The following is a 23,059-nucleotide window of genomic DNA, read 5'->3' as shown; positions in this document are numbered from 1 at the left end:
GACTCCTCACTCCCTCCTTACTTAATGTGTTTCTTAGGAGATATATATTTAGACATTGAGGTAAACACTGACAACAGGTAAACTGGGCTAAGAAGGCAACTACCGAATCTCAGCTATGACTAATCGCCTTGCTCACGCTCAGAGTCTTTACTTACGCAAACACGCCGAAAACCCGATTGACTGGTGGCCTTGGTGTGATGAAGCTCTTGCAACTGCAAAGGCAGAAAATAAACCGATTTTTCTGTCGATTGGTTATTCCAGTTGTCACTGGTGTACTGTGATGGAAGGTGAGGCTTTTTCTGACTTGGCTGTAGCTGAGTATATGAATGCTAATTTTTTGCCTATCAAGGTAGATAGGGAAGAAAGACCAGATATTGATAGCATTTATATGCAAGCTTTGCAGATGATGAGTGGTCAAGGTGGCTGGCCTTTAAATGTGTTTCTGTCACCAGAAGATTTAGTACCGTTCTACGCTGGGACTTACTTTCCTTTAGAGCCACGCTACAACCGTCCTGGTTTTTTGCAAGTGCTGGAAGCTTTGCGCCGCTATTATGATACAGAAAAAGAAGATTTACGCGATCGCAAGGCTGTAATTCTGCAATCTCTCCTCACTGCTGCGGCTTTACAAACTGACGCTACACAAGCAGCACAAGCACAGGAATTACTGCGACGCGGTTGGGAAACTAGCACGGGAATTATTACCCCTAATCAGTATGGTAATAGTTTTCCGATGATTCCCTACACAGAATTAGCTCTGCGGGGAACTAGATTTAATTTCTCATCTCCCTATAATAGTCAGGAAATTTGCACTCAGCGCGGGCTAGATTTAGCTTTGGGCGGCATTTATGACCATGTAGCCGGAGGTTTCCATCGCTACACGGTTGACCCTACGTGGACAGTCCCGCACTTTGAAAAGATGCTCTATGATAATGGTCAGATTGTCGAGTTTCTGGCGAATTTGTGGAGCGCGGGAATACAAGAACCGGCATTTACTAGGGCTGTAGCTGGTACTATCGAATGGCTACAACGGGAAATGACAGCACCACAAGGTTATTTCTATGCGGCTCAAGATGCTGATAGTTTTAGTAATCCTGGGGAAACTGAACCGGAGGAAGGAGCTTTTTACGTTTGGAGTTACACTGAGCTAGAAGCATTATTAGCACCGACAGAATTAGCAGAATTACAACAGGAGTTTACTGTTACTGCTAATGGTAACTTTGAAGGTAAGAATGTTTTGCAAAGACGTAATCGAGGGCTGTTAAGTACAACTGTCGAAACGGCCTTAGATAAATTGTTTACGGCTCGTTATGGTACTGCACCTGATGCTTTAGAAACTTTTCCCCCAGCGCGTGATAATCAAGAAGCTAAAACTCTGAATTGGCCGGGACGCATTCCTTCAGTTACAGACACTAAGATGATTGTAGCTTGGAATAGTTTGATGATTTCGGGGTTGGCAAGGGCTGCGGCAGTGTTCCAAGAACCGTTGTATTTTGAGATGGCAACACGGGCAGCGAATTTTATTTTAGAGCATCAGTTTGTGAATGGACGATTCCATCGACTAAATTATGAAGGTAAGCCGAGCATTATCGCACAGTCTGAAGATTATGCGCTGTTTATTAAGGCTTTGTTAGATTTACAGACTTGTGTTCCTGAGCAGAGGTTTTGGTTAGAAAAGGCGATCGCTCTACAAACTGAGTTTAATGAATTTCTCTGGAGTGTAGAATTAGGCGGTTATTTTAATACAGCTAGTGATGCAAGTCAAGATTTAATCGTGCGGGAACGTAGCTATGCTGATAATGCTACACCATCAGCCAACGGAGTGGCGATCGCTAACTTAGTGCGTCTAGCATTGCTGACTGACGACCTGCATTATCTCGATTTAGCCGAACAAGGTTTAAAGGCTTTTAATAGTGTAATGCAACAAGCACCCCAAGCTTGTCCCAGTTTATTCACGGCGTTAGATTGGTATCATAACTGTACTTTAATTCGTAGTACCACGGAGCAAATCAAGCTTTTAATACCGAAATATCTACCAACGGCTGTGTTTAGTGTGGTATCTAATTTACCAGCAGGTAGTGTTGGTTTAGTTTGTCAAGGTTTAAAATGTCTTGCTCCCTCTGAAAGTATCGAGCAAATGTTAGAGCAAGTGCAGCAGAGTCAAAATAGAGGTTAGTTGATGCAGATGAAAAATACTCTCACTGCTATTGTTTTAGCAGGTGGTAAAAGTTCTCGGATGGGTGAGGATAAAGCTTTGCTGACCTGGGAAGGTGTACCATTATTGCAGAGGGTGTGTAGTGTAGCGGCGAGTTGTGCTGAGACTGTTTATGTAGTCACACCTTGGCCAGAACGCTATCAACACTTAGACTTATCCCATAGCCAATTTATTCCAGAAGTCCCTATCACCTCATCCCAGGGGCCTTTAGTTGGTTTTGCTCAAGGTTTGACACAAGTACAAACTGAGTGGGTGTTGCTACTAGCTTGTGATTTACCGAAATTGCGGGTTGAGGTGTTGCAAGCTTGGGCGGCTGAATTGGATAATGTAGAAGATGAGGCGATCGCAACTTTAACTCAACACTCAAAAGGCTGGGAACCCTTGTGTGGTTTTTATCGCCGTCGCTGTTTACCGCAACTATTAGAGTTTATCAATCAAGGCGGGCGATCGTTCCAACAGTGGCTTCAGCATTATCCTGTACACATTTTACCCTTACCAGCACCGTCTATACTGTTTAATTGCAACACCCCAGAAGATTGGGCTTTGCTCACAGATTAAAAATCAAACTTTCTCCTCACGACAGATAAATGTAAAAATTTTTACCTTTATAAATTTTAAATACAGTATGTTTTGTTATCTATCAAACATTACTTACTCACGCTATTCCTGTATATTAAATACAGCTTTTCTCAAAAACCTTGTATACATAAAGGCGAGTAGCACAGTCATCTGATTTTCGGGGATTTTGACTGATGTGCTTACTCGCTTTTTTTTACAAATATGTTTTCGTAGTAATATAGCGTTTTCTAGTCTAATGAAGTACCAACTTATCTGCGTTTATCTGCGTCCATCTGCGTTTAATTCTGACTAACTGTACCTTACTTGAATGCGAATAGTTATAGGAATCATATTTGATTTCTGAAAAAAACTCAGTACACCTCTGTTCCCTGTTCCCTGTTCCCTGTTCCCTACCTACACAAATAATTTTATTAATCAAATCGGATTCCTATATATAGTATTCTTGATGTCATCTCATGCAACCTAAAAATTTGCTAGTTGCGTCACTCCTGTTTCAATATTGCTTACAATTAAAATAAACACGAAAGAATTTTAATATGCTTCGTCGTTGGATATCATCAGCCTTAGCAATTTTATTGAGCATAATTATTAGTGCTTGTGCAACTGCAACTACTCAACAGTCATCAGCACCAATTACTAATAATACTGAAATATCTCAACCAGTTTCTCAGCAATTACCAACAGTCAAAGCCAAAAGAGTTGTTACTCTCTCATCTTTGGCTACAGATATTATCTATCAACTGGATAAAACAAAACTTGTAGGTATTAGTGGTAGTACATTATTTAAAAATGACTCACGCTTCCAGAACATTCCGCGTGTCAGTGAAGGTCAAACTCCGCCCAATTTAGAAAAAATTGTAGCACTCAAACCAGATTTAGTCATTGGTGCAGCAGGATTTTCTAACCCAGCAATTGAACGACTCCAACAATTAGGAATTCCTACTTTATTAACGCAAGTGAATACTTGGGAATCTTTAACAGCACTGACTAAACAACTAGCCCAATTAATTGATGCTAATCCTCAGCCTTTATTAGACCGTTACCAAAGTTTTTTACCAGATAAGGTTAACCAGAGTCCTTCTACTTTAGTTCTGGTGAGTATACAACCAATTTTAGCACCAAATAAAAACAGTTGGGCAGGAGATTTATTAGAGAAATTTCAAGCGAAAAATTTAGCAGCAGAATTACAAGGTAAAAGTCCAATTGCAGGTTATGTTACACTTTCGCCTGAGAAAGTTGTTGCAGCAAACCCTGATGTGATTTTGGTAATTAGTCCGCCTTCAGGGGGTTCAGAAACAGCAGTGTTAGATAGTTTTAAAAAAGAAGCTTTTTGGCAAAAACTGCAAGCAACTAAAAATAATCGTGTCTATGTTTTTAATTATTACGGGTTAGTGAATCCTGGTAGTATAGATGCGATTGAAAAGGCTTGTCAGCAGCTTAAACAAGATTTGCAATTAACCAGTTTGTAGTAAGGACTTTAGTCCTTACAATTAAAATAAGGGCTAGAGCCGCTTACTACGAACTAAATCATTTTTAATCTTTGGTTTGTAGTAAGGACTTTAGTCCTTACAATTGAAAGAAGGGCTAAAGCCCTTACTACGAACTACATAATTTTTAATCTTTGGTTTGTAGTAAGGACTTTAGTCCTTGCAATTGAAAGAAGGGCTAGAGCCGCTTACTACGAACTAAATCATTCACTGTTTTTGATTAACTAAGCTATTTTTCTGAGGTTTGCTAAAACCACCAGTTAAGCTACGGAAATACAAGCCTCCTACAGTGAGTAAAAATATCAGATATCCTACTGCTTGTATCAGGTAAAGATGTTCTCTATAGCCAAATAAAGATTTGAGAATTATGCCAGGGAACTGTCGATCTGGTAAGATTTTGTCAGTGTTCCAGACCATTGGCCCTAAAATGCAAGAATGAATTTTGGTAAAGTGTTCGTAATAAAAACACAGACTTTCTGAGGCGCGACTGCTGAGTGCTAGGTTAGCTACAGCATCATCAAAATGTTTTAACGCTGAAACTACTAAGCCGGCGACAATCAAAACCAATAATACACCCATGACTTGGAAGAATTGGCGAATATTGATTTTGACACCTAATTTAAATAAGAGTACACCTATGGCTGCGGCTGAGGCTAAACCTGCAAGTGCGCCGACTGTAGGTATTAGTCCTTGTTGAAAGTTGGCGGCGATAAATAAGACTGTTTCAAAGCCTTCACGCACAACAGCTACTAAGATTAAACTAAAGACTCCCCAACCAGCATGAGAATTTTTTCCTAAAGCTTCGTTGACTGCGCCTTCCACTTGGGCTTTCATGGATTTAGCTTGCTTTGTCATCCAGATTAGCATCCAACTGAGCATGGCGATCGCTAACACACTAAACACACCCTCTAGCATTGGCTCAACTACAGAGGTGTATTGTGGGTTTGCTGCTCCTATGGCTGTAATTAACCAACTGAATAGTACACCGATGAGCGCACTGACCACAATCCCCACGCCAATACCAGCATATACCCAAATGTTGAGGCGGGATTGTTGAGCTTTTTTCAACAGTGCTAACACAATACCCACCACTAAAGCAGCTTCTACTCCTTCGCGGAGTGTAATTACAAATGTTGGTAGAGCCGTGCTAAAGTTCATTATGATTTAGTCATTAGTCATTGGTCATTAGTTGTTAGTCCATAGTTTTTAGTAAACAGTAGTTGACTATGGACTATGGACTATTTAGTGTTAGCTGAAGTCGCGTAACATCTTTTTCAGTTCGAGGTTATGCAATTCTTCTTGCCCGATCATTGTACGGGCAAATTCTTCTAAATAAATACTAGCATCGGCAACAGTCTCTAAGAGATTTTTATACATTTCCAATGCTTTTCTTTCGTGGTTTAAGCTTTCTTCCAAGATATCTTTCACAGAATGCTTAAAGGTTTCTTCCATTGGGGCGATTCTTAAGGTAGGATGTCCATCTAATCCTGTAAGAATTTCGCCTACTTGTTGAGCATGAAGTAAAGATTCGCTGGCCTGAGCTTTGAAAAAGGCTACAATGGGAATGCGATTAGGGCCTGTTACCATCAGGGAATAGTGGGTGTAGCGCACTACTCCGGCGAGTTCAAATTCCATGATGGCGTTTAATAAGTCGATGGTCTTTTGTTGGTCAAGCTCTTGCATTTGTCGTTAGTTACAATTACGAAGGGAGTGTTATGAGTAAGGATTTACTGGTGTACTTGGAAAAAGTATCTTACTGCTTACTCATTTTAAACGTCTTAGTTTGTAGCTGATGGTACTTGACAATACTATCTTTGTGCTTGGCTGTTAGATTGAGCAATGACTTTTTGAGAATTCACTTCAATAGTCTTCACTAGCTGAGTCACTTCGTCCGGTGTTTTTACGGGTTCAGCATCAAATTCATAAATGGTTGCGCTACCATTGCTGATTGGGCGGATTCCATTTGTCTCCTTTGCTCAGGGTGACGTTATTGGGCATGGAATTTAACCACGGTAATTAAATTGCAAATTATTTGCAACTATCGAATTGTATGTTATAGGAGTTAGGAGTTATTGTCAATGATTGTCAAGTGGTGGGTTTTGAGAGGTTAAACGCGGAGGTACGCGGAGGAAACGCGGAGGTACGCGGAGGGTTTTTCGTCGATTGCTTACGTGAATACATTTAGGTTAAAGTATTTATTTATAGTAGTAATTGAGAAGATTATGGGTAGATATTTTCTGGGGTGATTTTCTCTGGAGTTCCTGTAAGCTCTACAAGAGGTTTTAGAGATGAAAGTCTCAAAAGCTCTTGGTAAGCTTTAATGCAGTGGTTTTAGTTAAGTTCTGATTCTGGATATGAGGAATTGTCTGGAATTTTTAATTTTTCCTGGTGAGTTGTTGTCTCTGGAGGTTGCTGGGTTAAACTATTTTTTTGAACTAATTTTTTTGAGGTATAAAGTGTGCTGAGAATGGTTCTCACTTCAAAACCTGTGTCGCTCATCCTGATGGGAGTGTTGAGTTTTTATATGGTTGTGAGCGCGTCTGCTCCTGCCTATGGTATGCACGTTATGGAGGGTTATTTGCCAGCAGGATGGGCGATGTTTTGGTGGGTGCTGGCTTTACCGTTTATACTTTTGGGTGTGCGATCGCTCTCTCGCATTACTCAGGCTAATCCAGAGTTAAAGTTACTTTTAGCTTTGGCAGGGGCTTTTACTTTTGTTTTATCGGCGTTAAAATTACCTTCGGTAACAGGTAGTTGTTCTCATCCGACTGGTACGGGTTTGGGTGCTGTGTTATTTGGCCCTTTGGCTATGTCGGTTTTGGGTACGCTGGTTTTAGTGTTTCAAGCTTTATTATTGGCTCATGGTGGTTTAACAACTTTGGGAGCAAATGCTTTTTCGATGGCGATCGCTGGCCCTTTTGCGGCTTACTGGATCTATCATTTAACAATGCAGTTCACTGGTAAGCAAAAAATCGCTATATTTTTAGCCGCAGCTTTAGCAAATTTGCTCACCTATCTGATTACTTCTGTACAACTTGCTTTGGCTTTCCCCGCACCCGTGGGGGGATTTGTCGCTTCATTTTCTAAGTTTGCCGGAATTTTTGCAATTACACAAGTACCCTTAGCTATTAGTGAAGGATTGTTAACTGTGTTGGTGTGGAATTGGTTACAATCCTATAGTCCTCAAGAATTAGAATTATTGCAATTAATTAGACGGGAATCTCAAACCCATGAATCAATCTAAGTCAGGAATCAGTAATTGGTTATTATTGCTAGGAGTTATTATTTTATCAGTCACGCCTTTAATATTTTTAAAAGGTGCAGAATTTGCGGGTGCTGATGGACAAGCTGAAGAGGTAATTGGGGAAATTAAACCTGATTATCAACCTTGGTTTAAACCTTTATTTGAACCCCCAAGCGGTGAAGTCGAAAGTTTATTATTTAGCTCACAAGCTGCTTTAGGTGCGGGAATTATCGGTTATGCAATTGGTTTATATAAGGGACGTTCCCAGCAGCAAAGGAATAAGGAATGAGCCTGCAAATCGATACACTGGCTTATACTAATAAATTACGGCGATTAGCACCAGTGCAAAAATTACTGTTTGCGATCGCCTTACTGATTATATCAAATTTGGCTCATCCACCTGTGCAGATTTTAATCGCTGTTTGGATGAGCGTTTGGACAATTTTTTACGCAGGTATTCCCGCTAAAATCTATTTAAAATTAGTCTATATTCCGATAGTCTTCTGGTTAACCAGTTTACCCGCTTTAGTAATTAATGGTGTGCATATTCACCAGTTCAATTTAATTCAAGGTGATACTATTACAGGTTTAGATATTGGTGGTTATTACTTATATATTAGCAAGCAGGGAATTGAGCAAGCAGGGAGTATTTTCACACGGGCGATCGCAGCTATTTCTTGCTTCTATTTTATCATGTTAACCATCCCCTTTACTGACTTATTACAAATTTTAAAACGTGTAGGTTTACCGATACTAATCACAGACTTACTATTACTCATGTATCGGTTTATTTTCGTCCTATTAAATACAGCATCAGAATTATGGATATCTCAACAATCGCGTAGTGGCTACCGTACATTTAGCCTGAGTATAAAAAGTTTATCATTGTTAATTGGGCAGTTATTCCAACGCACTCTCGAAAAATATCGTCAAGTTTCTCTTAGTTTAGAATCGCGCGGGTTTAACGGTGAGTTTCAAGTTTGGCATTCCTATCGTTATCATCTCTCTAGAAGGTACGCAATAGAAGCTATTCTGGGATGTTTACTATTATTAGAATTAGAATTTAAAATTGCTGTTTTATAACAGTATTTCTGAAAAATTATGCAGCAATCATTACTAGAATTCCTTGATGTACAATATAGTTATCCTGGTACACACAAAGCAGCATTGCAAAGAATGACGCTGCGAATACCATCAGGAAAAAAATGTGCATTAATTGGAAGAAATGGTTGCGGTAAAACTACACTATTTTTATTAGCTAACGGTCTATATAAACCCCAAAAAGGTATAATATCTTGGCAAGGTCAGCCTTTACAATATGACCGTCGTTATCTGATGAATTTACGGCAAAAAATCGGGCTAATCTTTCAAAACCCCGAACAACAGTTAGTAGCTTCTACCGTTGAAGAAGATATTTCTTATGGTTTATGTAATTTAGGCTTGCCAAAAGCGGAAATTCAACAACGAGTTGAACAAGCTTTGAGAGAATTTGAACTAACTGAATTAGCTGATAAACCTGTACATCATTTGAGTTTAGGACAGAAAAAGCGCGTTTCTTTAGCTGATGTCATGGTGTTAAATCCAGAATTATTATTATTAGATGAACCAACCGCTTATCTAGATAAACCCCAAACTCGTAATTTAATAGCCAGCTTGCAAAAAATTCACGCATCCGGTACAACTATCCTCATGGCTAGCCATGATTTAGACTTTGTTTATAGCTGGGCAGACTGGATTTTTGTGATGGATGAAGGCAAATTAGTTTTAGAAGGACAACCACAGGATTTATTTGCCCAGAAAGATATTTTAGAACAGTTACAATTAGGTTTACCTCTGATTTACGATATATTATTTTCTGAAAATAAAACTCAAGAAGAGTTAAGTTTAGAAAAGTTACGCCAAAAAATATTAAATATGTTGCTTTAGTTCTTTTGTTCATCCATAGCGTCAAATCCAGATCCCCGACTTCTTTGAGAAGTCGGGGATCTATCTTATTTTGTAGTGAAATCAATAAAAGTTAACAACTTGCTAAATAAGTACATTATTTGATGTGTATTTTATTGCGAATATTCCCTGAGTATCAGGCTAAAATCCCCCAATAGGGCATTGAAAACAAATGAGAAATATTGTTTTTTATAAGTTTGATGCCTAAAATTGCACAGTTTTAATAAAGGGCAGATTATGCACATACCTGATGGATTTGTTTCTGTACCCGTGGCTGGGGCTACTGGTTTAGCCAGTGCTTTAGCATTGTTTGTGGCGTGTGAGCGATCGCAACAAGCCTTTGGTATTCGTCGCGCCCCGTTACTGGGTTTAACTACCGCCTTCATCTTTGCGGCGCAAATGATTAATTTTCCGGTTGCGGGTGGTACAAGTGGTCACTTGCTGGGAGGAACGTTAGCAGCAATTATTTTGGGTAGTCCTTGGGCTGGTATGCTTTGTATGGCCACAGTCTTCATCATCCAAGCTGTATTGTTTGCCGATGGTGGGATCACCGCCTTGGGAGCTAATATTTTAAATGCGGCAGTAATTAACGTTTGGGTAGGCTGGATATTAACCCAAACTTTACAAAGGTTATTCGGTGGTTCTAAAGGACGCTTACCTTTAGCTGCGGGAATTGCTGCCGGTGTCAGCGTCGTCGTAGCATCTATAGCTTGTGCGATCGAATTACTGCTTTCGGGAACTGCATCCATAGCCGTTTTACCAGCAATGGCTGGTGTTCATATCTTGATAGGTGTAGGTGAAGGCTTAATTACTGGCGGTGTGTTGACTTACCTAGCCAAAGCACGCCCAGATTTACTACCAGGGGAACAGGAAGAAATGCGTGGCTGGTTAGTACCTGTAGTTAGCATTGTCTTAGTAGCTGGGTTACTATCATTGGTAGCTTCAGCTTGGCCTGATGGTTTAGAAAGAGTAGCCGAAGACTTAGGTTTTATTAACTTAGCCGAACAGGTGCGGGTAACAGTACCAACACCCTTAGCAGACTACGGAATTGAAGGTTTAGGTGTGATTGGTACAAGTATCGCTGGGCTTGTAGGTGCGGCGATTTGCTTCGCTGTCGCCTTTGGCATCGCCAAAATCGTCAGTCCGAAGAGTGCTTAATCTGGGGACTGGGGATTGGGGACTGGGGATTGGGGACTGGGGAAGACAATGGAGAAATTATCGAAGAGTCAACAATCAACAGTCAACAGTCAACCGTCAACAATCAACAATTTTGAATTTTGAATTTTGAATTTTGAATTTTGACGTATGGTTTTAGCGTTACGTTTGCATCTATCTCTAGTGATTGTTGTCGGCACAGCTTTATTAAAGCATCATGCTTGGTATTGGCTGGCTGTATATGGTGCGATCGCTTGTCTGTGGTTGGCATTTTTACGCCCACCACTGCGTCAAATGGGAGGATTACTCGGTACAGAATTAATTTTCTTGTCTTTAGTCGCCTTACCCTTGGGTTGGGAACGAGCCAGTTTTCTGTTAGTTCGTTCTCTGGTTTGTCTCGTCGTCATGAATAGTTTTCTCTTAACTCTACCCCCTCACAGTTTTGGTATTGCGCTCAAAAGTTTACCTGTACCAACAGCTATCAAAGAAAATTTACTGCTAGCTGGGCAATACATCGAAATATTACTGTCGGAAGTCAAACGGATGCAGCGTAGCGCGCAATTACGAGGACTCAATGGTGTATCTGGCTGGTTACGCTACGCCAGTGTAGCGATGATTGGGAGTTTGTATATTCGCAGTTTGGAAAGGGCGGAACGTGTCTATGGTGCAATGGTGATTCGCGGTTATAACGGACAATTGCCCATAGATGCGACATTCCGAGCCAAAGAACGTTTTACTCTGCTGATGGCTTGGGCGATCGCTATCTGTTTTACCCTCAGTTCCTATTGGCACAATGCAGTCTTCATATAGAGTTGTGAATCTTGAAATCTTTAACTTCTCACCCCCACACATCTACCCGTCACCCCCACGCCGCAGTAGTTGAGGTGAAAAACTTAGTTTATGCTTATCCTCACCAAGCACCTGTATTACAAGATATTTCTTTTAGTTTAAATCCAGGCGATCGCGTGGCGTTAATGGGTGCAACTGGTTCTGGTAAAAGCACCTTGCTAGAAAATCTCATTGGTTTAAAACAGCCGCAATCAGGCAAAATTTTCATTAATGACATTCCCCTAGAAACCAAAACCTTACCCGAAATTCGGCGATACATTGGCTTTAGCTTTCAAGATGCTAACGACCAATTATTTATGCCCACCATCTTAGAAGATATTACCTTCGGGCCGCGTAATTACGGTGTACCAACCGCCATAGCCAGCGATCGCGCCCGTCAATTATTAGCAGATTTTGGTCTAGCAGCCTACGCCAATCGTTCCGCCCACGAATTATCCGGGGGACAAAGACGACTAGCCGCCCTCGCCGCTATTTTGGCACTCGAACCGACAATTTTGATTTTAGATGAGCCAACCACTGGACTAGACCCAGCATGGCGGCGACACTTGGCGCAAGTATTATTAAATTTACCAGTGCAAGTCATCTTAATTGCTTCCCATGAACTACATTGGTTGGGAAAAGTGACTCAACGGGCTTTGGTACTCTCTGGCGGTAGCATCGCCATTGACAGTGAAATTCAGCCACTTTTACAAGACGGGGACACTTTAGAACAGTTAGGTTTACCCATAGGTTGGTGATGATAGCGAATTGCAACCAGATAGACTACAGATTTATCCGCGTTTATCTGCGTTTATCTGCGTTCAATTATTTTTTATCTTCGCTGAGTAAAACTATAAAACTTGTAGGCGTAAGCTTATGCGTGAATTGCTCACAGCCTGATAATCTCTTAACTGAGAGTTGAAATCTGGGAAATTTATGTACAACGCACCAGCTACCAGTACCGCCCAAGCAATTAAATTGTTAGTTGTCGATATAGATGGCACAATTTCGGGAGAGTCGAACACTGTTAGTCAAGCTGTCAAAGAAGCGATCGCCGCCGCCAAAGCTCAAGGTATTGCAGTAGCGATCGCCACTGGTAGAATGTATCGCTCGGCGTTACGCTTTCATCAAGAGTTAAATTGTACTCTGCCGTTAATGGCTTATCAGGGTGCGTGGATTCAAGATCCCGCTACTCAAAAAGTTTATCAACATTTAGCTGTATCTAGAGAAGTGGCTCACCAGCTACTAGATTATTTTGAACAGCCGACGCTGCGATCGCTGCTTTCTATCCATTTCTACATCAATGATCAGTTGTATGTGCGGGAAGTCACCCCGGAAACCCAAGCCTATGCTGTTCGTTCTGGCATTACACCCATTGCTGTCGGAGATTTACGCCAAACCCTCTCCTCTGCTCAACCCACAAAGATTTTAGCCCTTTGTGACGATACCACTATCATTCAAAATTTAATGGGGAATTTGCGCCGCCAGTACACCCCGGCGGAATTGTATATGACAACCTCCGTTGCTACTTTCTTAGAAGCTGCCAATCCGGTTGTCAATAAAGGTAATGCTGTCCGTTACTTGGCAGAAGAAATCTTAGGCTTACAAAGTCACAATGTCATGACTATTGGGGATAACTTCAATGATGTAGAAATGCTGGAGTATGCCGGGGTTGGTGTAGCGATGGGAAATGCTCCAGAACAGGTGCAAGCGATCGCGGATTGGGTAGCTCCTAGTGTAGAACTTGATGGTGTAGCCACAGCCATCGAAAAATTTCTACTTTCTTAAATACCCGAAAATCAGAAAGAACACCGACGACTGGCCGTGTTTCGTCTCGGTGTTCTCGCTGGTTCGCTCCTCACACACCTGATAATATAGCCGAGGGTCATAAATCAGTCAAGACCTAGTTATAAAAGTTTTTATTGTCTGGCTCAGAAACACTACTGAACAAAGGTCAAAAGCTGTAAAACTCGATTTGGCGGGTATGATTGCAAAAGCAGAAACTAGAGTGAGCAAAACCCAGCACAGAATTTTCACTTCTGGCTAGAGTTATGCAATTAGCTGTATCTAAAGTTATAGTTCCACAGGTGCAACAGAACCCAATTTGTTGACTAACAAAAACCTGAAAACTAACTGAGTAATAATCAACAATCCCAGTCGCGCTTGGGTTAACTCTGGTAAAGAAGTTTTCACTTCCCCCCAAATGCGACACCGACACCAAAAATCCTCAAAAGCTTGACTCAAATCCAGCCCTACTTTTTCCCAGTTGATTTTATCCCCATTGTCAGGAAACTCTAACTCATCTACGGTTTTGACTAATTCCACAATTAAACTACTCTCCGCCGGATGATTCAGGCGAAGTTTAGCTTCATGATTCAGCCAAGGAATAGATTCTGTTGTCAGCAGACTTAAGAGTGGCTGATTATCGCTATAATCTGACGAAGGTGTTTTGAGTTGAATTAATCCTTCCCGGTGAGCCAGCCAAAGGAGCGAACAACAGCGTGCATGAGCATATTGTATAGCAAATAAGCGAGCAGGACTGTGAAGTTTTACACTTAGCTGCGTTCCTGGCGGTGAAGAGTAGAGGTAGCTTTTGCCAACTGCAAAACTTTGCAACCAAGTTGCTAAAAAAGAGTCACGTAATTCTAAATGAATCCAACCTGGAGGCACAATCCCCACAGACAAAGTTTCACCACAGATATCGCATAGGTGGCTAACAATGGCTTGAGCTATCTCCAAAGCGTCTTGATTATGAGATTTTGACAATCGTAGAGCCACCCCTGAAATATACAGAACTCGATGAATATCTCTACCTTGATGTAGAGGGATTTTTCCATCTTTTATCTGTAGGGTTTCCCTATGATGACTGTAAACATCAAGTGCCGTTAGTAAATAACCATATACTAACTGCTTAGGTGCAGTGTTTTTACTGAGAAATAAGTGATTATACACTTAGTTTAGATGAAAAGCACGGTTGCGGTAATTACTTGGGTATATGTCATCTAACATAGGATATAATATTACTCTAAAAGGAGAAAAATGAGACAAGCATAAAATTTCATAAATATTCGATGAATAATATGTAAACTTTACTACCAACATTGTACAGTAGGAAGTATAACAAATATAGTAGGGCGCAAATTGCTCTCTACTTTTTGGATGGCTGACGCTGTTAGGCGTTAAGCCTACTTCAAAAAAAACACAAAGACACTCCTTGCACCTTTTATGTCGTCTTTGTCTTCAGCCGAACGCTCTTTGTTACCTATGCAATCTCCATCTTCCTTTTCTGAGGCATCACGCCCTTTTCTCACCTGGCAACGCATTCTTGACTGGGCGCAAGAACACTATCGCTGCCGCACCTTTAGCAAAGATGAGCGCATCCCAGCCCGGCCTGGTTTGCTGTATTTGGTGCAGAGGGGTGCGATTCGCATGGTAGGAACCGCCCAGGTTAGTGCTACTGCGAGTCAGCTAACATCTCGACGCATCAACAGAACCCCCGAAGAAGCATTCTTGGGTTTTGTGGGAGCCGGACAGCCCTTTGAAATCGTGGCGCAGTCACCATTCACGCTGCAAGCTTATGCTCATGTTGATCAAACAGCCGTGCTATGGATGTACTGGCATGATTTAGACAACTGGCCTCATTTTCGTCGGGAAGTAATGGATGCCTTCAGATACCAGCACCAGCGTAAACTTTTGTGGCTCAGTGCTTTGGGTCAACGGCGTACAATTGACCGACTCTTAGGATTCCTCACTTTGTTAATTGAGGAATATGGAGAGCCAGCCATGAGCGAAACCGATCCCGATGTGATTCGTGGTTATTGTTTGCCTTTCCCCCTTACCCATGCTCAAATCGGTAGCGCGATTGGTTCAACTCGTGTCACCGTCACCCGTTTAATGGGTAAATTACGTCAACGTGGCTTAATTCTCACCCAAGGGGATAATTTGATTTGCTTGCCAGCAGAGTCAATTAATAGAGCCAGCTAAAGCATCATTGACTGTATTCAGCGCATCTACGGTGAGGAACTGCCACTCTGGCTATCAGCAATAGCAGAGTTCGGTGAGTTGTGATTGTCAAACTTAGGTAATCAGTTCCTACCCCCGATGAGTCAGCAGTAAGTCCGCGCCAGCAACACTTGCTTACTGCTCAGTTAAAAAAATCTGTTTGTCCACCACAAACAGATTATGCAATCGGGCAAATTTATCGCTAAAAGGCCTCAATGTTCAATTTGTGCCATTGATCAAGACATTTAGGGAGGACGAATCGTTCTTGGTATGGAGCAAGTAATAGCCCCTGCGTTCGCCCCAACGGCAAGGGCTAGATTGAACATTGAGACAATGCCTTTGGGGTTAGTAGCTAGTGAGTCATTAAGAAAGATATATTACTGCAACTTGTTTGATTAACCGCAGTATTTGCTTCTATGTGAGTTTTTGAGTCAAAAGCCTATAGTCAATAGTCGCTAGTTGTTCACTAATGACTAATGACTAATGACTAATGACTAATAACTAATAACCAATCACTAATCTTCTTCAGCAGAATTTGGTATGACTGCATCTAATGCACTTACCATTAATTTCTTCTGGGAAAATTTTAAGATTTCCTGATTCCAGTCAGGGGCAGCAAACTGGGGCAAGATTTCTTGACTAAAAGCTTCGGCGGCTTTAGAACGATAGCGGTTAGGATTAAATATCAGCCATAGTGTGCGCTTGACAACAACACCTTCAATGGGGGTGCAGTGCAGTACACCCATTTGTAATTCTTTGGCGATCGCGCTGGTGGAAACAAAAGCCGCACCTAACCCTGATTGCACAGCGTTTTTAATCGCTTCAATGGAATTGAGTTCCATTTCAATTTTAAACCGCCTAGTATCAAGACCACAGCGTGCTAATACCTGGTCAATGACCTTGCGAATTGTGGATTGGGAATCTAGGGCAATGAATTGTAATTTATATAGGTCTTCTTTTTGAATGGTGTCCTGTTTGGCGAAGGGATGGAATACAGGTAAAATCAGTGCCAGTTCATCTTCAGCGTAGGGAATAATTTCTAAAGATTCTGCCAATTCTGCGGGGATTTCACCGCCAATAATTGCCAAATCTACCTGACCATTAGCGACGCTCCAAGCAGTGCGTCGGGTAGAGTGGACGTGTAGTTGGACAGCAACATCGGGATATTTTTGGCGAAACATCCCGATCATTTTGGGCAGTAAATATGTACCAGTAGTTTGAGAAGCACCGACGATTAAAGTACCACCCTGAAGGTTTTGTAAATCCTCAATCGCTCGGCAAGTTTCTTGACACAAACTGAGGATTTTTTCACCGTAACTCAATAGTAGATGCCCTGCTTCGGTTAACTGTGCGCGTCGTCCGCCACGGTCGAATAAGGGTACATCCAATTGCCGTTCTAAATTCTGCACTTGCAAACTCACGGCAGGTTGGGAGACGTATAGACTATCAGCGGCGCGCTTGAAGCTCCCTTCTACGGCGATCGCTTTGAGAATACGTAACTGATCTAAAGTGAAAGGAAGGTCAGACATAATGGCTCAACCCACAAACTTTTGAAAGGAGCAGCTTTGGCAATCAATCAAGGTTTACAGCTAGAAGCTGTGCATGATTGGTTGCATCTTACACTTGGAGGCTTAACTCGAAAAAGACAGTATCACAACATCTTGATAAAAGTCCCCTCTGGAATACTTTGTGGTATTGGTTGTATATACTTAACTTTTCTTTAAATAACTTCACCTATGTTTATGATGCTTAATACTTGGTTAACTCCGAGTCATTTTGTCATGCTGGGGTTACTGTTAACGTTTGCGATCGCCCACAGTGGGGGAGCGGCTTTGCGACCTTGGGCAGAAAAGTACATCGGCCCCAGGGTGTATCGCATTGTGTTTGCATTAGTTAGTTTACCTTTGGCTGTCACACTAATTATTTACTTTTTTAATCACCGTTATGATGGCCTGCAACTTTGGCAGGTACAAGGTGTACCGGGAGTGAAAGCAATAGTTTGGGTGTTGTCAGCGATTTCATTTTTATTTTTGTATCCTGCCACCTTCAATCTACTAGAAATTGCGGCTATTCAAAAGCCCCAAGTGCATCTGTATGAGACAGGGATAATCCGAATTACCCGCCACCCCCAAATGGTGGGGCAAATAATTTGGTGTATCGCTCATACCCTGTGGTTAGGTACTAGCTTTACTTTGGTAACATCAATTGGGTTAGTATTGCATCATTTATTTGGAGTGTGGCACGGCGATCGCCGTTTGAGCGATCGTTATGGTGAAGCCTTTGCAATTGTCAAACAGCGCACCTCCATTATTCCCTTTTTAGCAATTATTGATGGTCGCCAATCTCTCAACTGGCAAGAATTTCTTCGTCCTGCTTACTTAGGTATTGGTATTTTTGTCGCACTGCTTTGGTGGGCGCATCCCTTTTTACTGGTAGCAACTAGCCGGGTAAGTTGGTAGTTTGCTCATGATCCCCAATCTCCAAAAAAAATACTAACAAGCGGGAAATTTCCTACTTATCAATTACTACCAAATCAATGTAGGATGAATGGAAACAGCTGTTAGTGGGGGTACGCTCATTAGTTGGAATATTTTTTTATAGTGGTAAGTTACTGAGCAATTGCCTCTGTGGGAGAGTATCAGGCACAGCATTCACAATAACCTCTCCCAGAGGTCTGCCAGGACTTAAAAAGCTAAAAAGCAGCCGTTAAAATGCTGCTGGCTTGTGTGTCAAAGCCAAAAGCAATTTTGAAACCTAACTGCTATAAAGCCTTTACTAGCTTGCTAACTTCTTCTGCTGATAGCTAGTTTGATAATAAAACCCTATAATTTTAGAGGCGTCATGGTGTTGTCGGTTAGTGAGCGGACATTTACTCAAGAAGTTTTAGAATCTCCAATTCCAGTTTTAGTCAACTTTGAAGCACCTTGGTGTGGTTTATGTCGGATTATCCACCCTTTGCTCCTGCAATTTCAAGCTGAATGCGGGGAGCAAATTAAATTAGTTGGGATTAACGCCGATGACAATTTTAAACTTTCTAACACTTATCGCCTAAAGTCTCTGCCTACCTTACTGTTGATTGAAAATGGTATGGTTCGGCATCGCTTAGAAGGTTTTCGTGGTCGAGATGACTTACGTTTAGCTTTGGAAGAAATTAAACTCACCTATAGTCATCGCCTCCCAACTTACCACAGCCCCAAGACCGCAGACCTAGAATGTCATTTAGCATGATTGGGGATTGGGGACAAATCAATTCAAAATTCAAAATTTAAAATTCAAAATTAAAGAATTTTGGGGAAAAATCTTCCCTGCTTCTCCGTCCCCCTGCCCCCTTGCTAGTGCCTAAATCTAAAACCAAGCTTAATTACCCCACCGAAATGTGATTGAGTGGGGTATTTTATCATCTAGGGTGTGTGTCACAATTATTAACAGTTCCGACCTGGACATTTGCTGGCGGCAATCACTGTACAGTAAAGTCCAAAGTTAGTCAAGAATCCTCAAAGTACGCGTCAGTGATGGAAATAATCTATCAATACGCCTGGCTGATTCCGGTATTGCCGCTTTTGGGGGCAATGCTAGTCGGCATAGGCTTAATTTCGTTAAATCAGACGACAAACCGCCTACGACAACTAAATGCAGCGTTGATCATTTCCCTGATGGGCGCAGCAATGGGTCTGTCGTTGGCCTTACTTTGGAGTCAACTCCAAGGACACGCAACCTATCTCCGCACCCTGGAATGGGCAGCAGCCGGGAATTTCCACCTGAGCATGGGCTATACTATCGACAATCTCACCGCCTTAATGCTGGTGATTGTGACTACAGTAGCCTTCTTAGTTATGGTTTATACCGATGGCTACATGGCTCATGACCCAGGATACGTGAGATTTTACGCCTATCTCAGCTTATTTGGCTCATCCATGTTGGGTCTAGTTGTTAGCCCCAACCTTGTGCAGATTTACATATTCTGGGAACTGGTGGGGATGTGTTCTTACTTGCTGGTCGGCTTTTGGTACGATCGCAAGTCAGCCGCCGATGCTTGTCAAAAAGCATTTGTGACCAACCGCGTGGGTGACTTTGGGTTACTGCTGGGCATTCTGGGGCTATTTTGGGCTACAGGCAGCTTCGATTTCACTATTATGGGCGATCGCCTAGGGGAACTGGTACAAACAGGCTCACTGAGCAATTTCCTGGCAATTCTGTTTGCAATTTTAGTTTTCCTCGGCCCCGTCGCCAAGTCCGCCCAATTTCCCCTTCATGTCTGGCTACCAGACGCGATGGAAGGCCCCACTCCAATTTCTGCCTTAATCCACGCCGCAACAATGGTAGCAGCAGGTGTATTCCTAGTTGCCCGGATGTACCCGGTGTTTGAACACGTCCCCGCCGCGATGAACGTCATCGCCTTTACGGGAGCATTTACAGCATTTCTTGGGGCTACTATTGCCATTACCCAAAACGACATCAAAAAAGGCTTGGCTTACTCCACCATCTCCCAATTAGGCTACATGGTGATGGCAATGGGTGTAGGTGCTTACAGTGCTGGTTTATTCCACCTGATGACTCACGCCTATTTCAAAGCGATGCTGTTCTTGGGTTCTGGTTCGGTGATTCACGGCATGGAAGCAGTTGTTGGTCATGACCCAGCCTTGGCGCAGGATATGCGCTTAATGGGCGGACTGCGGAAGTATATGCCCCTAACCGGACTCACCTTTTTGATTGGCTGTTTGGCAATTTCTGGGATTCCTCCCTTTGCTGGCTTCTGGTCAAAAGACGAAATTCTGGGGGCAGCTTATGCCGCTAACCCCTTGTTATGGTTTATTGGCTGGATGACAGCCGGGATTACTGCTTTTTATATGTTTAGAATGTATTTCTCGACATTTGAAGGCAAATTCCGGGGTAATGACGAGAAAATCAAAAACCTACTCAAAAAAGCTGCTGCTGATATGCCTCTAGAATTAGGTGCTGCTGCGCCTAATTTTGGGCCTGGGGCGATGAAAAAAGGAGAACTGGCAGCAAAAGCGGATCATCATGATTCCCACGGTCATCACAGTGATTCTCCCCATGAATCTCCTTGGACGATGGTCTTACCCTTGCTAGTGTTGGCTATACCTTCAATTTTGATTGGTTTGGTAGGTACACCTTACAACAATTACTTTGAACGGTTTATCTTTTCTCCTACAGAAAGCCTCACCGAAATTCTCGAAAAAGCAGCCGAGTTTGACCCCCATGAGTTTTACATCATGGCGGGTGGTTCAGTGGGTATTTCCTTAATTGGGATTACCTTGGCTTCTTTGATGTATTTGCAGCGTGTAATTGACCCAGCTGCGATCGCAGCCAAAATTAAGCCACTCTACGAACTATCCCTGAACAAGTGGTACTTCGATGACATTTACCATCGTGTGTTTGTCCTGGGTTTACGCCGCTTGGCTAGACAAGTGATGGAAGTAGACTTCCGAGTGGTGGATGGTGCTGTTAACCTGACAGGCTTTTTCACCCTTGTCAGTGGTGAAGGTTTGAAATACCTAGAAAATGGTCGCGCTCAATTTTATGCCTTGATCATCTTTGGGGCTGTTTTGGGCTTGGTGATTTTCTTTGGTGTCACCTGATTTTCATAGGGGTGGGCGTTTGTCTGCCCCTAAGTTTTGTCAGAGTCTCAATTAGACTCTTTTGTTTTGGTTAATACTTCAATAATTCACAATTCAAGCTTTAGTAAAATTTTAGTTCCGCAGCTTTTTCAAGTCAGATTTTTAACTTTAGTTAACAGAAACATTAAATTAATTTGAAATTTTAAATTACGTTTTGTAACAGGTATTTGACCTCGCCACAAAACCCGCCGCTTATAGAAAAAGAGGACTTAAAACTCCTCATCGAAAATACCAATTTGATTAAATCAACCTAACAATAACTGCCAAATCGTCAAAAAGCTGTTAGTTAATAACTAGAGGCTTTTTGACAAACATGATTTTGATAGTAGACAAATTGTGATGAATACAGCTAATTTTCCGTGGCTGACGACGATTATTTTATTACCAATAGCCGCGTCGCTACTGACTCCCATCATTCCCGATAAGGACGGTAAAACCATCCGTTGGTACGCCCTGATCGTCGGCTTAATTGACTTCGCCCTGATTGTTTACGCATTTTATACCCAATACGACTTCAACAATCCAAACTTGCAACTGGTGGAAAGTTACCCTTGGGTTCCACAGTTGGATTTGAATTGGTCTGTGGGGGCGGATGGCTTGTCTATGCCCCTAATTATTTTGACTGGATTCATCACCACCCTAGCCACCTTAGCAGCTTGGCCTGTGACTTTGAAGCCGAGGCTATTTTACTTTTTGCTATTGGCGATGTATGGCGGTCAAATAGCCGTATTCGCCGTACAGGATATGCTGCTGTTTTTCCTGGTGTGGGAATTGGAATTGATTCCGGTTTACCTGCTGCTGGCAATTTGGGGCGGTAAAAAGCGGCAATACGCAGCGACCAAGTTTATTTTGTACACTGCTGGCGGTTCGCTGTTTATTTTGGTGGCAGCGTTGACAATGGCCTTTTATGGCGATAATGTCACCTTTGATATGCGATCGCTCGCTCTCAAAGATTACGCCCTAAATTTCCAATTGTTGCTGTATGCTGGCTTCCTAATTGCCTACGCCGTCAAGTTGCCCATCATTCCCCTACATACTTGGCTACCAGATGCCCACGGTGAAGCTACAGCCCCAGTACACATGTTATTGGCTGGTATTCTTCTCAAAATGGGTGGTTATGCCCTAATTCGCATGAATGCGGGGATACTGCCTGATGCCCATGCTTACTTTGCCCCTGTGTTGGTAATTCTGGGGGTAGTGAATATCATCTATGCTGCCTTAACATCCTTTGCCCAACGCAACCTCAAACGCAAAATTGCTTACTCCTCAATTTCTCACATGGGGTTTGTGGTTATTGGCTTCGCTTCCTTTACCGACTTAGGTTTAAGTGGCGCAGTCTTGCAAATGGTGTCTCACGGGTTAATTGGGGCGAGTTTGTTCTTCCTTGTCGGTGCAACTTATGACCGGACACACACCCTGATGTTAGATGAAATGGGTGGTGTCGGTAAACGGATGCAGAAGATTTTCGCCATGTTTACCACTTGTTCGATGGCTTCCTTAGCATTACCCGGAATGAGTGGTTTCGTAGCCGAGTTAATGATATTTGTCGGTTTTGCAACCAGCGATGCTTATAGCCCTACATTTAAAGTCATCGTAGTATTTTTGATGGCGGTTGGCGTGATTTTAACTCCAATTTACTTGCTATCAATGTTGCGGGAAATTTTCTACGGTCAAGAAAACGAAGAATTAGTTTCTCACCAAGCTTTAATTGATGCTGAACCCCGCGAAGTTTTCATCATTGCTTGTTTGTTAGTGCCAATTATTGGTATTGGTTTCTATCCCAAGTTACTCACTCAGATGTACGACTCTACAACAGTACAACTAACAGCTAGGTTGCGTGATTCTGTCCCCACATTAGCACAGCAAAAACAAGAAACAGCCCAAGTTTCTTTGAATGCACCAGCAATTAGTGATTAATTGGGATTTGATGGCTGCAATTGAGATTTCTTTAAGAGTGGGTGGGAAACCT

The 23,059-nt window shown here is 42.2% G+C and carries 20 protein-coding genes; 16 read left to right on the top strand and 4 right to left on the bottom strand.

From position 1 onward, the window contains the following. Positions 1 to 115: 115 nt before the first annotated feature. The 3 genes from AACS98_RS08320 (at position 116) to AACS98_RS08310 (ending at position 4,260) form a co-directional block, all read left to right on the top strand. On the top strand, positions 116 to 2,173 hold the full coding sequence (locus AACS98_RS08320; protein WP_066378119.1) for a thioredoxin domain-containing protein: 2,058 nt from the start codon (positions 116 to 118) through the stop codon (positions 2,171 to 2,173). A 9-nt stretch (positions 2,174 to 2,182) separates the two neighbouring features. Then, positions 2,183 to 2,770, top strand: a complete 588-nt coding sequence (locus AACS98_RS08315) for a molybdenum cofactor guanylyltransferase (protein WP_066378118.1) — start codon at positions 2,183 to 2,185, stop codon at positions 2,768 to 2,770. Between the two features lie 557 nt (positions 2,771 to 3,327). Next, the gene (locus tag AACS98_RS08310; RefSeq protein ID WP_066378115.1) at positions 3,328 to 4,260 is read left to right on the top strand and encodes an ABC transporter substrate-binding protein; all 933 of its coding nucleotides are present in this window, start codon (positions 3,328 to 3,330) and stop codon (positions 4,258 to 4,260) included. Between the two features lie 225 nt (positions 4,261 to 4,485). Here the strand turns inward: AACS98_RS08310 and AACS98_RS08305 are convergent, their stop codons facing one another. Then, a complete protein-coding gene (locus tag AACS98_RS08305; RefSeq protein ID WP_066378112.1) occupies positions 4,486 to 5,436 on the bottom strand; it encodes an FTR1 family iron permease in 951 nt (316 codons plus the stop codon). A 90-nt stretch (positions 5,437 to 5,526) separates the two neighbouring features. After that, positions 5,527 to 5,961 (bottom strand): ferritin-like domain-containing protein, encoded by a 435-nt coding sequence (locus AACS98_RS08300; RefSeq protein WP_066378110.1) that lies wholly within the window; start codon positions 5,959 to 5,961, stop codon positions 5,527 to 5,529. Positions 5,962 to 6,745: 784 nt separating this feature from the next. Between AACS98_RS08300 and AACS98_RS08295 the strand changes: the two genes are divergently transcribed. The 8 genes from AACS98_RS08295 to AACS98_RS08260 all read left to right on the top strand — a co-directional run bounded on the left by AACS98_RS08295 (position 6,746) and on the right by AACS98_RS08260 (position 13,237). Then, a complete protein-coding gene (locus tag AACS98_RS08295) occupies positions 6,746 to 7,522 on the top strand; it encodes an energy-coupling factor ABC transporter permease (protein WP_198161124.1) in 777 nt (258 codons plus the stop codon). Further along, positions 7,509 to 7,811 carry an energy-coupling factor ABC transporter substrate-binding protein gene (locus tag AACS98_RS08290; RefSeq protein ID WP_066378107.1) on the top strand — a complete coding sequence of 101 codons (303 nt, stop codon included), beginning with the start codon at positions 7,509 to 7,511 and terminating at the stop codon, positions 7,809 to 7,811. The genes AACS98_RS08295 and AACS98_RS08290 overlap by 14 nt, the downstream gene beginning before the upstream one ends. After that, positions 7,808 to 8,605 carry a cobalt ECF transporter T component CbiQ gene (gene cbiQ / locus AACS98_RS08285; RefSeq protein WP_066378103.1) on the top strand — a complete coding sequence of 266 codons (798 nt, stop codon included), beginning with the start codon at positions 7,808 to 7,810 and terminating at the stop codon, positions 8,603 to 8,605. Before AACS98_RS08290 ends, cbiQ begins: the two co-directional genes overlap by 4 nt. 18 nt (positions 8,606 to 8,623) lie before the next feature. Then, the gene (locus AACS98_RS08280; protein WP_066378100.1) at positions 8,624 to 9,448 is read left to right on the top strand and encodes an energy-coupling factor ABC transporter ATP-binding protein; all 825 of its coding nucleotides are present in this window, start codon (positions 8,624 to 8,626) and stop codon (positions 9,446 to 9,448) included. Between the two features lie 255 nt (positions 9,449 to 9,703). Continuing rightward, positions 9,704 to 10,624 carry an energy-coupling factor ABC transporter permease gene (locus AACS98_RS08275; protein WP_066378098.1) on the top strand — a complete coding sequence of 307 codons (921 nt, stop codon included), beginning with the start codon at positions 9,704 to 9,706 and terminating at the stop codon, positions 10,622 to 10,624. Positions 10,625 to 10,771: 147 nt separating this feature from the next. Next, complete coding sequence (locus tag AACS98_RS08270; RefSeq protein WP_066378095.1) at positions 10,772 to 11,431, top strand: energy-coupling factor transporter transmembrane component T family protein; 660 nt, start codon at positions 10,772 to 10,774, stop codon at positions 11,429 to 11,431. A gap of 11 nt (positions 11,432 to 11,442) precedes the next feature. Next, positions 11,443 to 12,207, top strand: a complete 765-nt coding sequence (locus AACS98_RS08265) for an energy-coupling factor ABC transporter ATP-binding protein (RefSeq protein WP_066378093.1) — start codon at positions 11,443 to 11,445, stop codon at positions 12,205 to 12,207. A gap of 178 nt (positions 12,208 to 12,385) precedes the next feature. After that, a complete protein-coding gene (locus tag AACS98_RS08260) occupies positions 12,386 to 13,237 on the top strand; it encodes a Cof-type HAD-IIB family hydrolase (protein WP_066378091.1) in 852 nt (283 codons plus the stop codon). A 285-nt stretch (positions 13,238 to 13,522) separates the two neighbouring features. Here the strand turns inward: AACS98_RS08260 and AACS98_RS08255 are convergent, their stop codons facing one another. Further along, on the bottom strand, positions 13,523 to 14,401 hold the full coding sequence (locus tag AACS98_RS08255) for a glutamate acetyltransferase (RefSeq protein ID WP_066378082.1): 879 nt from the start codon (positions 14,399 to 14,401) through the stop codon (positions 13,523 to 13,525). A 273-nt stretch (positions 14,402 to 14,674) separates the two neighbouring features. Here AACS98_RS08255 and AACS98_RS08250 point away from each other — a divergent pair, with 273 nt between their 5' ends. Continuing rightward, positions 14,675 to 15,433 carry a Crp/Fnr family transcriptional regulator gene (locus AACS98_RS08250; protein ID WP_015137174.1) on the top strand — a complete coding sequence of 253 codons (759 nt, stop codon included), beginning with the start codon at positions 14,675 to 14,677 and terminating at the stop codon, positions 15,431 to 15,433. 533 nt (positions 15,434 to 15,966) lie between these two features. Here the strand turns inward: AACS98_RS08250 and AACS98_RS08245 are convergent. After that, a complete protein-coding gene (locus tag AACS98_RS08245) occupies positions 15,967 to 16,980 on the bottom strand; it encodes a LysR family transcriptional regulator (protein WP_066378079.1) in 1,014 nt (337 codons plus the stop codon). A 213-nt stretch (positions 16,981 to 17,193) separates the two neighbouring features. Between AACS98_RS08245 and AACS98_RS08240 the strand changes: the two genes are divergently transcribed. From AACS98_RS08240 to ndhD1, 4 genes are all read left to right on the top strand, one after another. Then, on the top strand, positions 17,194 to 17,910 hold the full coding sequence (locus AACS98_RS08240; protein WP_082803692.1) for an NnrU family protein: 717 nt from the start codon (positions 17,194 to 17,196) through the stop codon (positions 17,908 to 17,910). Between the two features lie 382 nt (positions 17,911 to 18,292). Beyond that, positions 18,293 to 18,679 (top strand): thioredoxin family protein, encoded by a 387-nt coding sequence (locus tag AACS98_RS08235; RefSeq protein WP_066378076.1) that lies wholly within the window; start codon positions 18,293 to 18,295, stop codon positions 18,677 to 18,679. Positions 18,680 to 18,963: 284 nt separating this feature from the next. Continuing rightward, the gene (locus tag AACS98_RS08230; protein ID WP_066378073.1) at positions 18,964 to 21,051 is read left to right on the top strand and encodes an NAD(P)H-quinone oxidoreductase subunit 5; all 2,088 of its coding nucleotides are present in this window, start codon (positions 18,964 to 18,966) and stop codon (positions 21,049 to 21,051) included. A 378-nt stretch (positions 21,052 to 21,429) separates the two neighbouring features. Then, entirely contained in the window at positions 21,430 to 23,007 is a 1,578-nt protein-coding gene (ndhD1, locus tag AACS98_RS08225; RefSeq protein ID WP_066378071.1) for a photosynthetic/respiratory NAD(P)H-quinone oxidoreductase subunit D1, read from the top strand. Positions 23,008 to 23,059 lie beyond the last annotated feature (52 nt).

It is taken from the genome of Anabaena sp. CA = ATCC 33047 (assembly GCF_963870205.1).
Classification (GTDB): domain Bacteria; phylum Cyanobacteriota; class Cyanobacteriia; order Cyanobacteriales; family Nostocaceae; genus Trichormus.
The sequence above is the reverse complement of the archived record's forward strand: the minus strand, read 5'-3'. Positions and strand labels throughout refer to the sequence as shown.

Excerpts from the sequence above, each read along its gene's own strand:
- AACS98_RS08320 (WP_066378119.1), top strand. The coding sequence starts at position 116 with ATGACTAATCGCCTTGCTCACGCTCAGAGTCTTTACTTACGCAAACAC.
- AACS98_RS08315 (WP_066378118.1), top strand. The coding sequence starts at position 2,183 with ATGAAAAATACTCTCACTGCTATTGTTTTAGCAGGTGGTAAAAGTTCT.
- AACS98_RS08310 (WP_066378115.1), top strand. The coding sequence starts at position 3,328 with ATGCTTCGTCGTTGGATATCATCAGCCTTAGCAATTTTATTGAGCATA.
- AACS98_RS08305 (WP_066378112.1), bottom strand. The coding sequence starts at position 5,436 with ATGAACTTTAGCACGGCTCTACCAACATTTGTAATTACACTCCGCGAA.
- AACS98_RS08300 (WP_066378110.1), bottom strand. The coding sequence starts at position 5,961 with ATGCAAGAGCTTGACCAACAAAAGACCATCGACTTATTAAACGCCATC.
- AACS98_RS08295 (WP_198161124.1), top strand. The coding sequence starts at position 6,746 with ATGGTTCTCACTTCAAAACCTGTGTCGCTCATCCTGATGGGAGTGTTG.
- AACS98_RS08290 (WP_066378107.1), top strand. The coding sequence starts at position 7,509 with ATGAATCAATCTAAGTCAGGAATCAGTAATTGGTTATTATTGCTAGGA.
- cbiQ (WP_066378103.1), top strand. The coding sequence starts at position 7,808 with ATGAGCCTGCAAATCGATACACTGGCTTATACTAATAAATTACGGCGA.
- AACS98_RS08280 (WP_066378100.1), top strand. The coding sequence starts at position 8,624 with ATGCAGCAATCATTACTAGAATTCCTTGATGTACAATATAGTTATCCT.
- AACS98_RS08275 (WP_066378098.1), top strand. The coding sequence starts at position 9,704 with ATGCACATACCTGATGGATTTGTTTCTGTACCCGTGGCTGGGGCTACT.
- AACS98_RS08270 (WP_066378095.1), top strand. The coding sequence starts at position 10,772 with ATGGTTTTAGCGTTACGTTTGCATCTATCTCTAGTGATTGTTGTCGGC.
- AACS98_RS08260 (WP_066378091.1), top strand. The coding sequence starts at position 12,386 with ATGTACAACGCACCAGCTACCAGTACCGCCCAAGCAATTAAATTGTTA.
- AACS98_RS08250 (WP_015137174.1), top strand. The coding sequence starts at position 14,675 with ATGTCGTCTTTGTCTTCAGCCGAACGCTCTTTGTTACCTATGCAATCT.
- AACS98_RS08245 (WP_066378079.1), bottom strand. The coding sequence starts at position 16,980 with ATGTCTGACCTTCCTTTCACTTTAGATCAGTTACGTATTCTCAAAGCG.
- AACS98_RS08240 (WP_082803692.1), top strand. The coding sequence starts at position 17,194 with ATGATGCTTAATACTTGGTTAACTCCGAGTCATTTTGTCATGCTGGGG.
- AACS98_RS08235 (WP_066378076.1), top strand. The coding sequence starts at position 18,293 with ATGGTGTTGTCGGTTAGTGAGCGGACATTTACTCAAGAAGTTTTAGAA.
- AACS98_RS08230 (WP_066378073.1), top strand. The coding sequence starts at position 18,964 with ATGGAAATAATCTATCAATACGCCTGGCTGATTCCGGTATTGCCGCTT.
- ndhD1 (WP_066378071.1), top strand. The coding sequence starts at position 21,430 with ATGAATACAGCTAATTTTCCGTGGCTGACGACGATTATTTTATTACCA.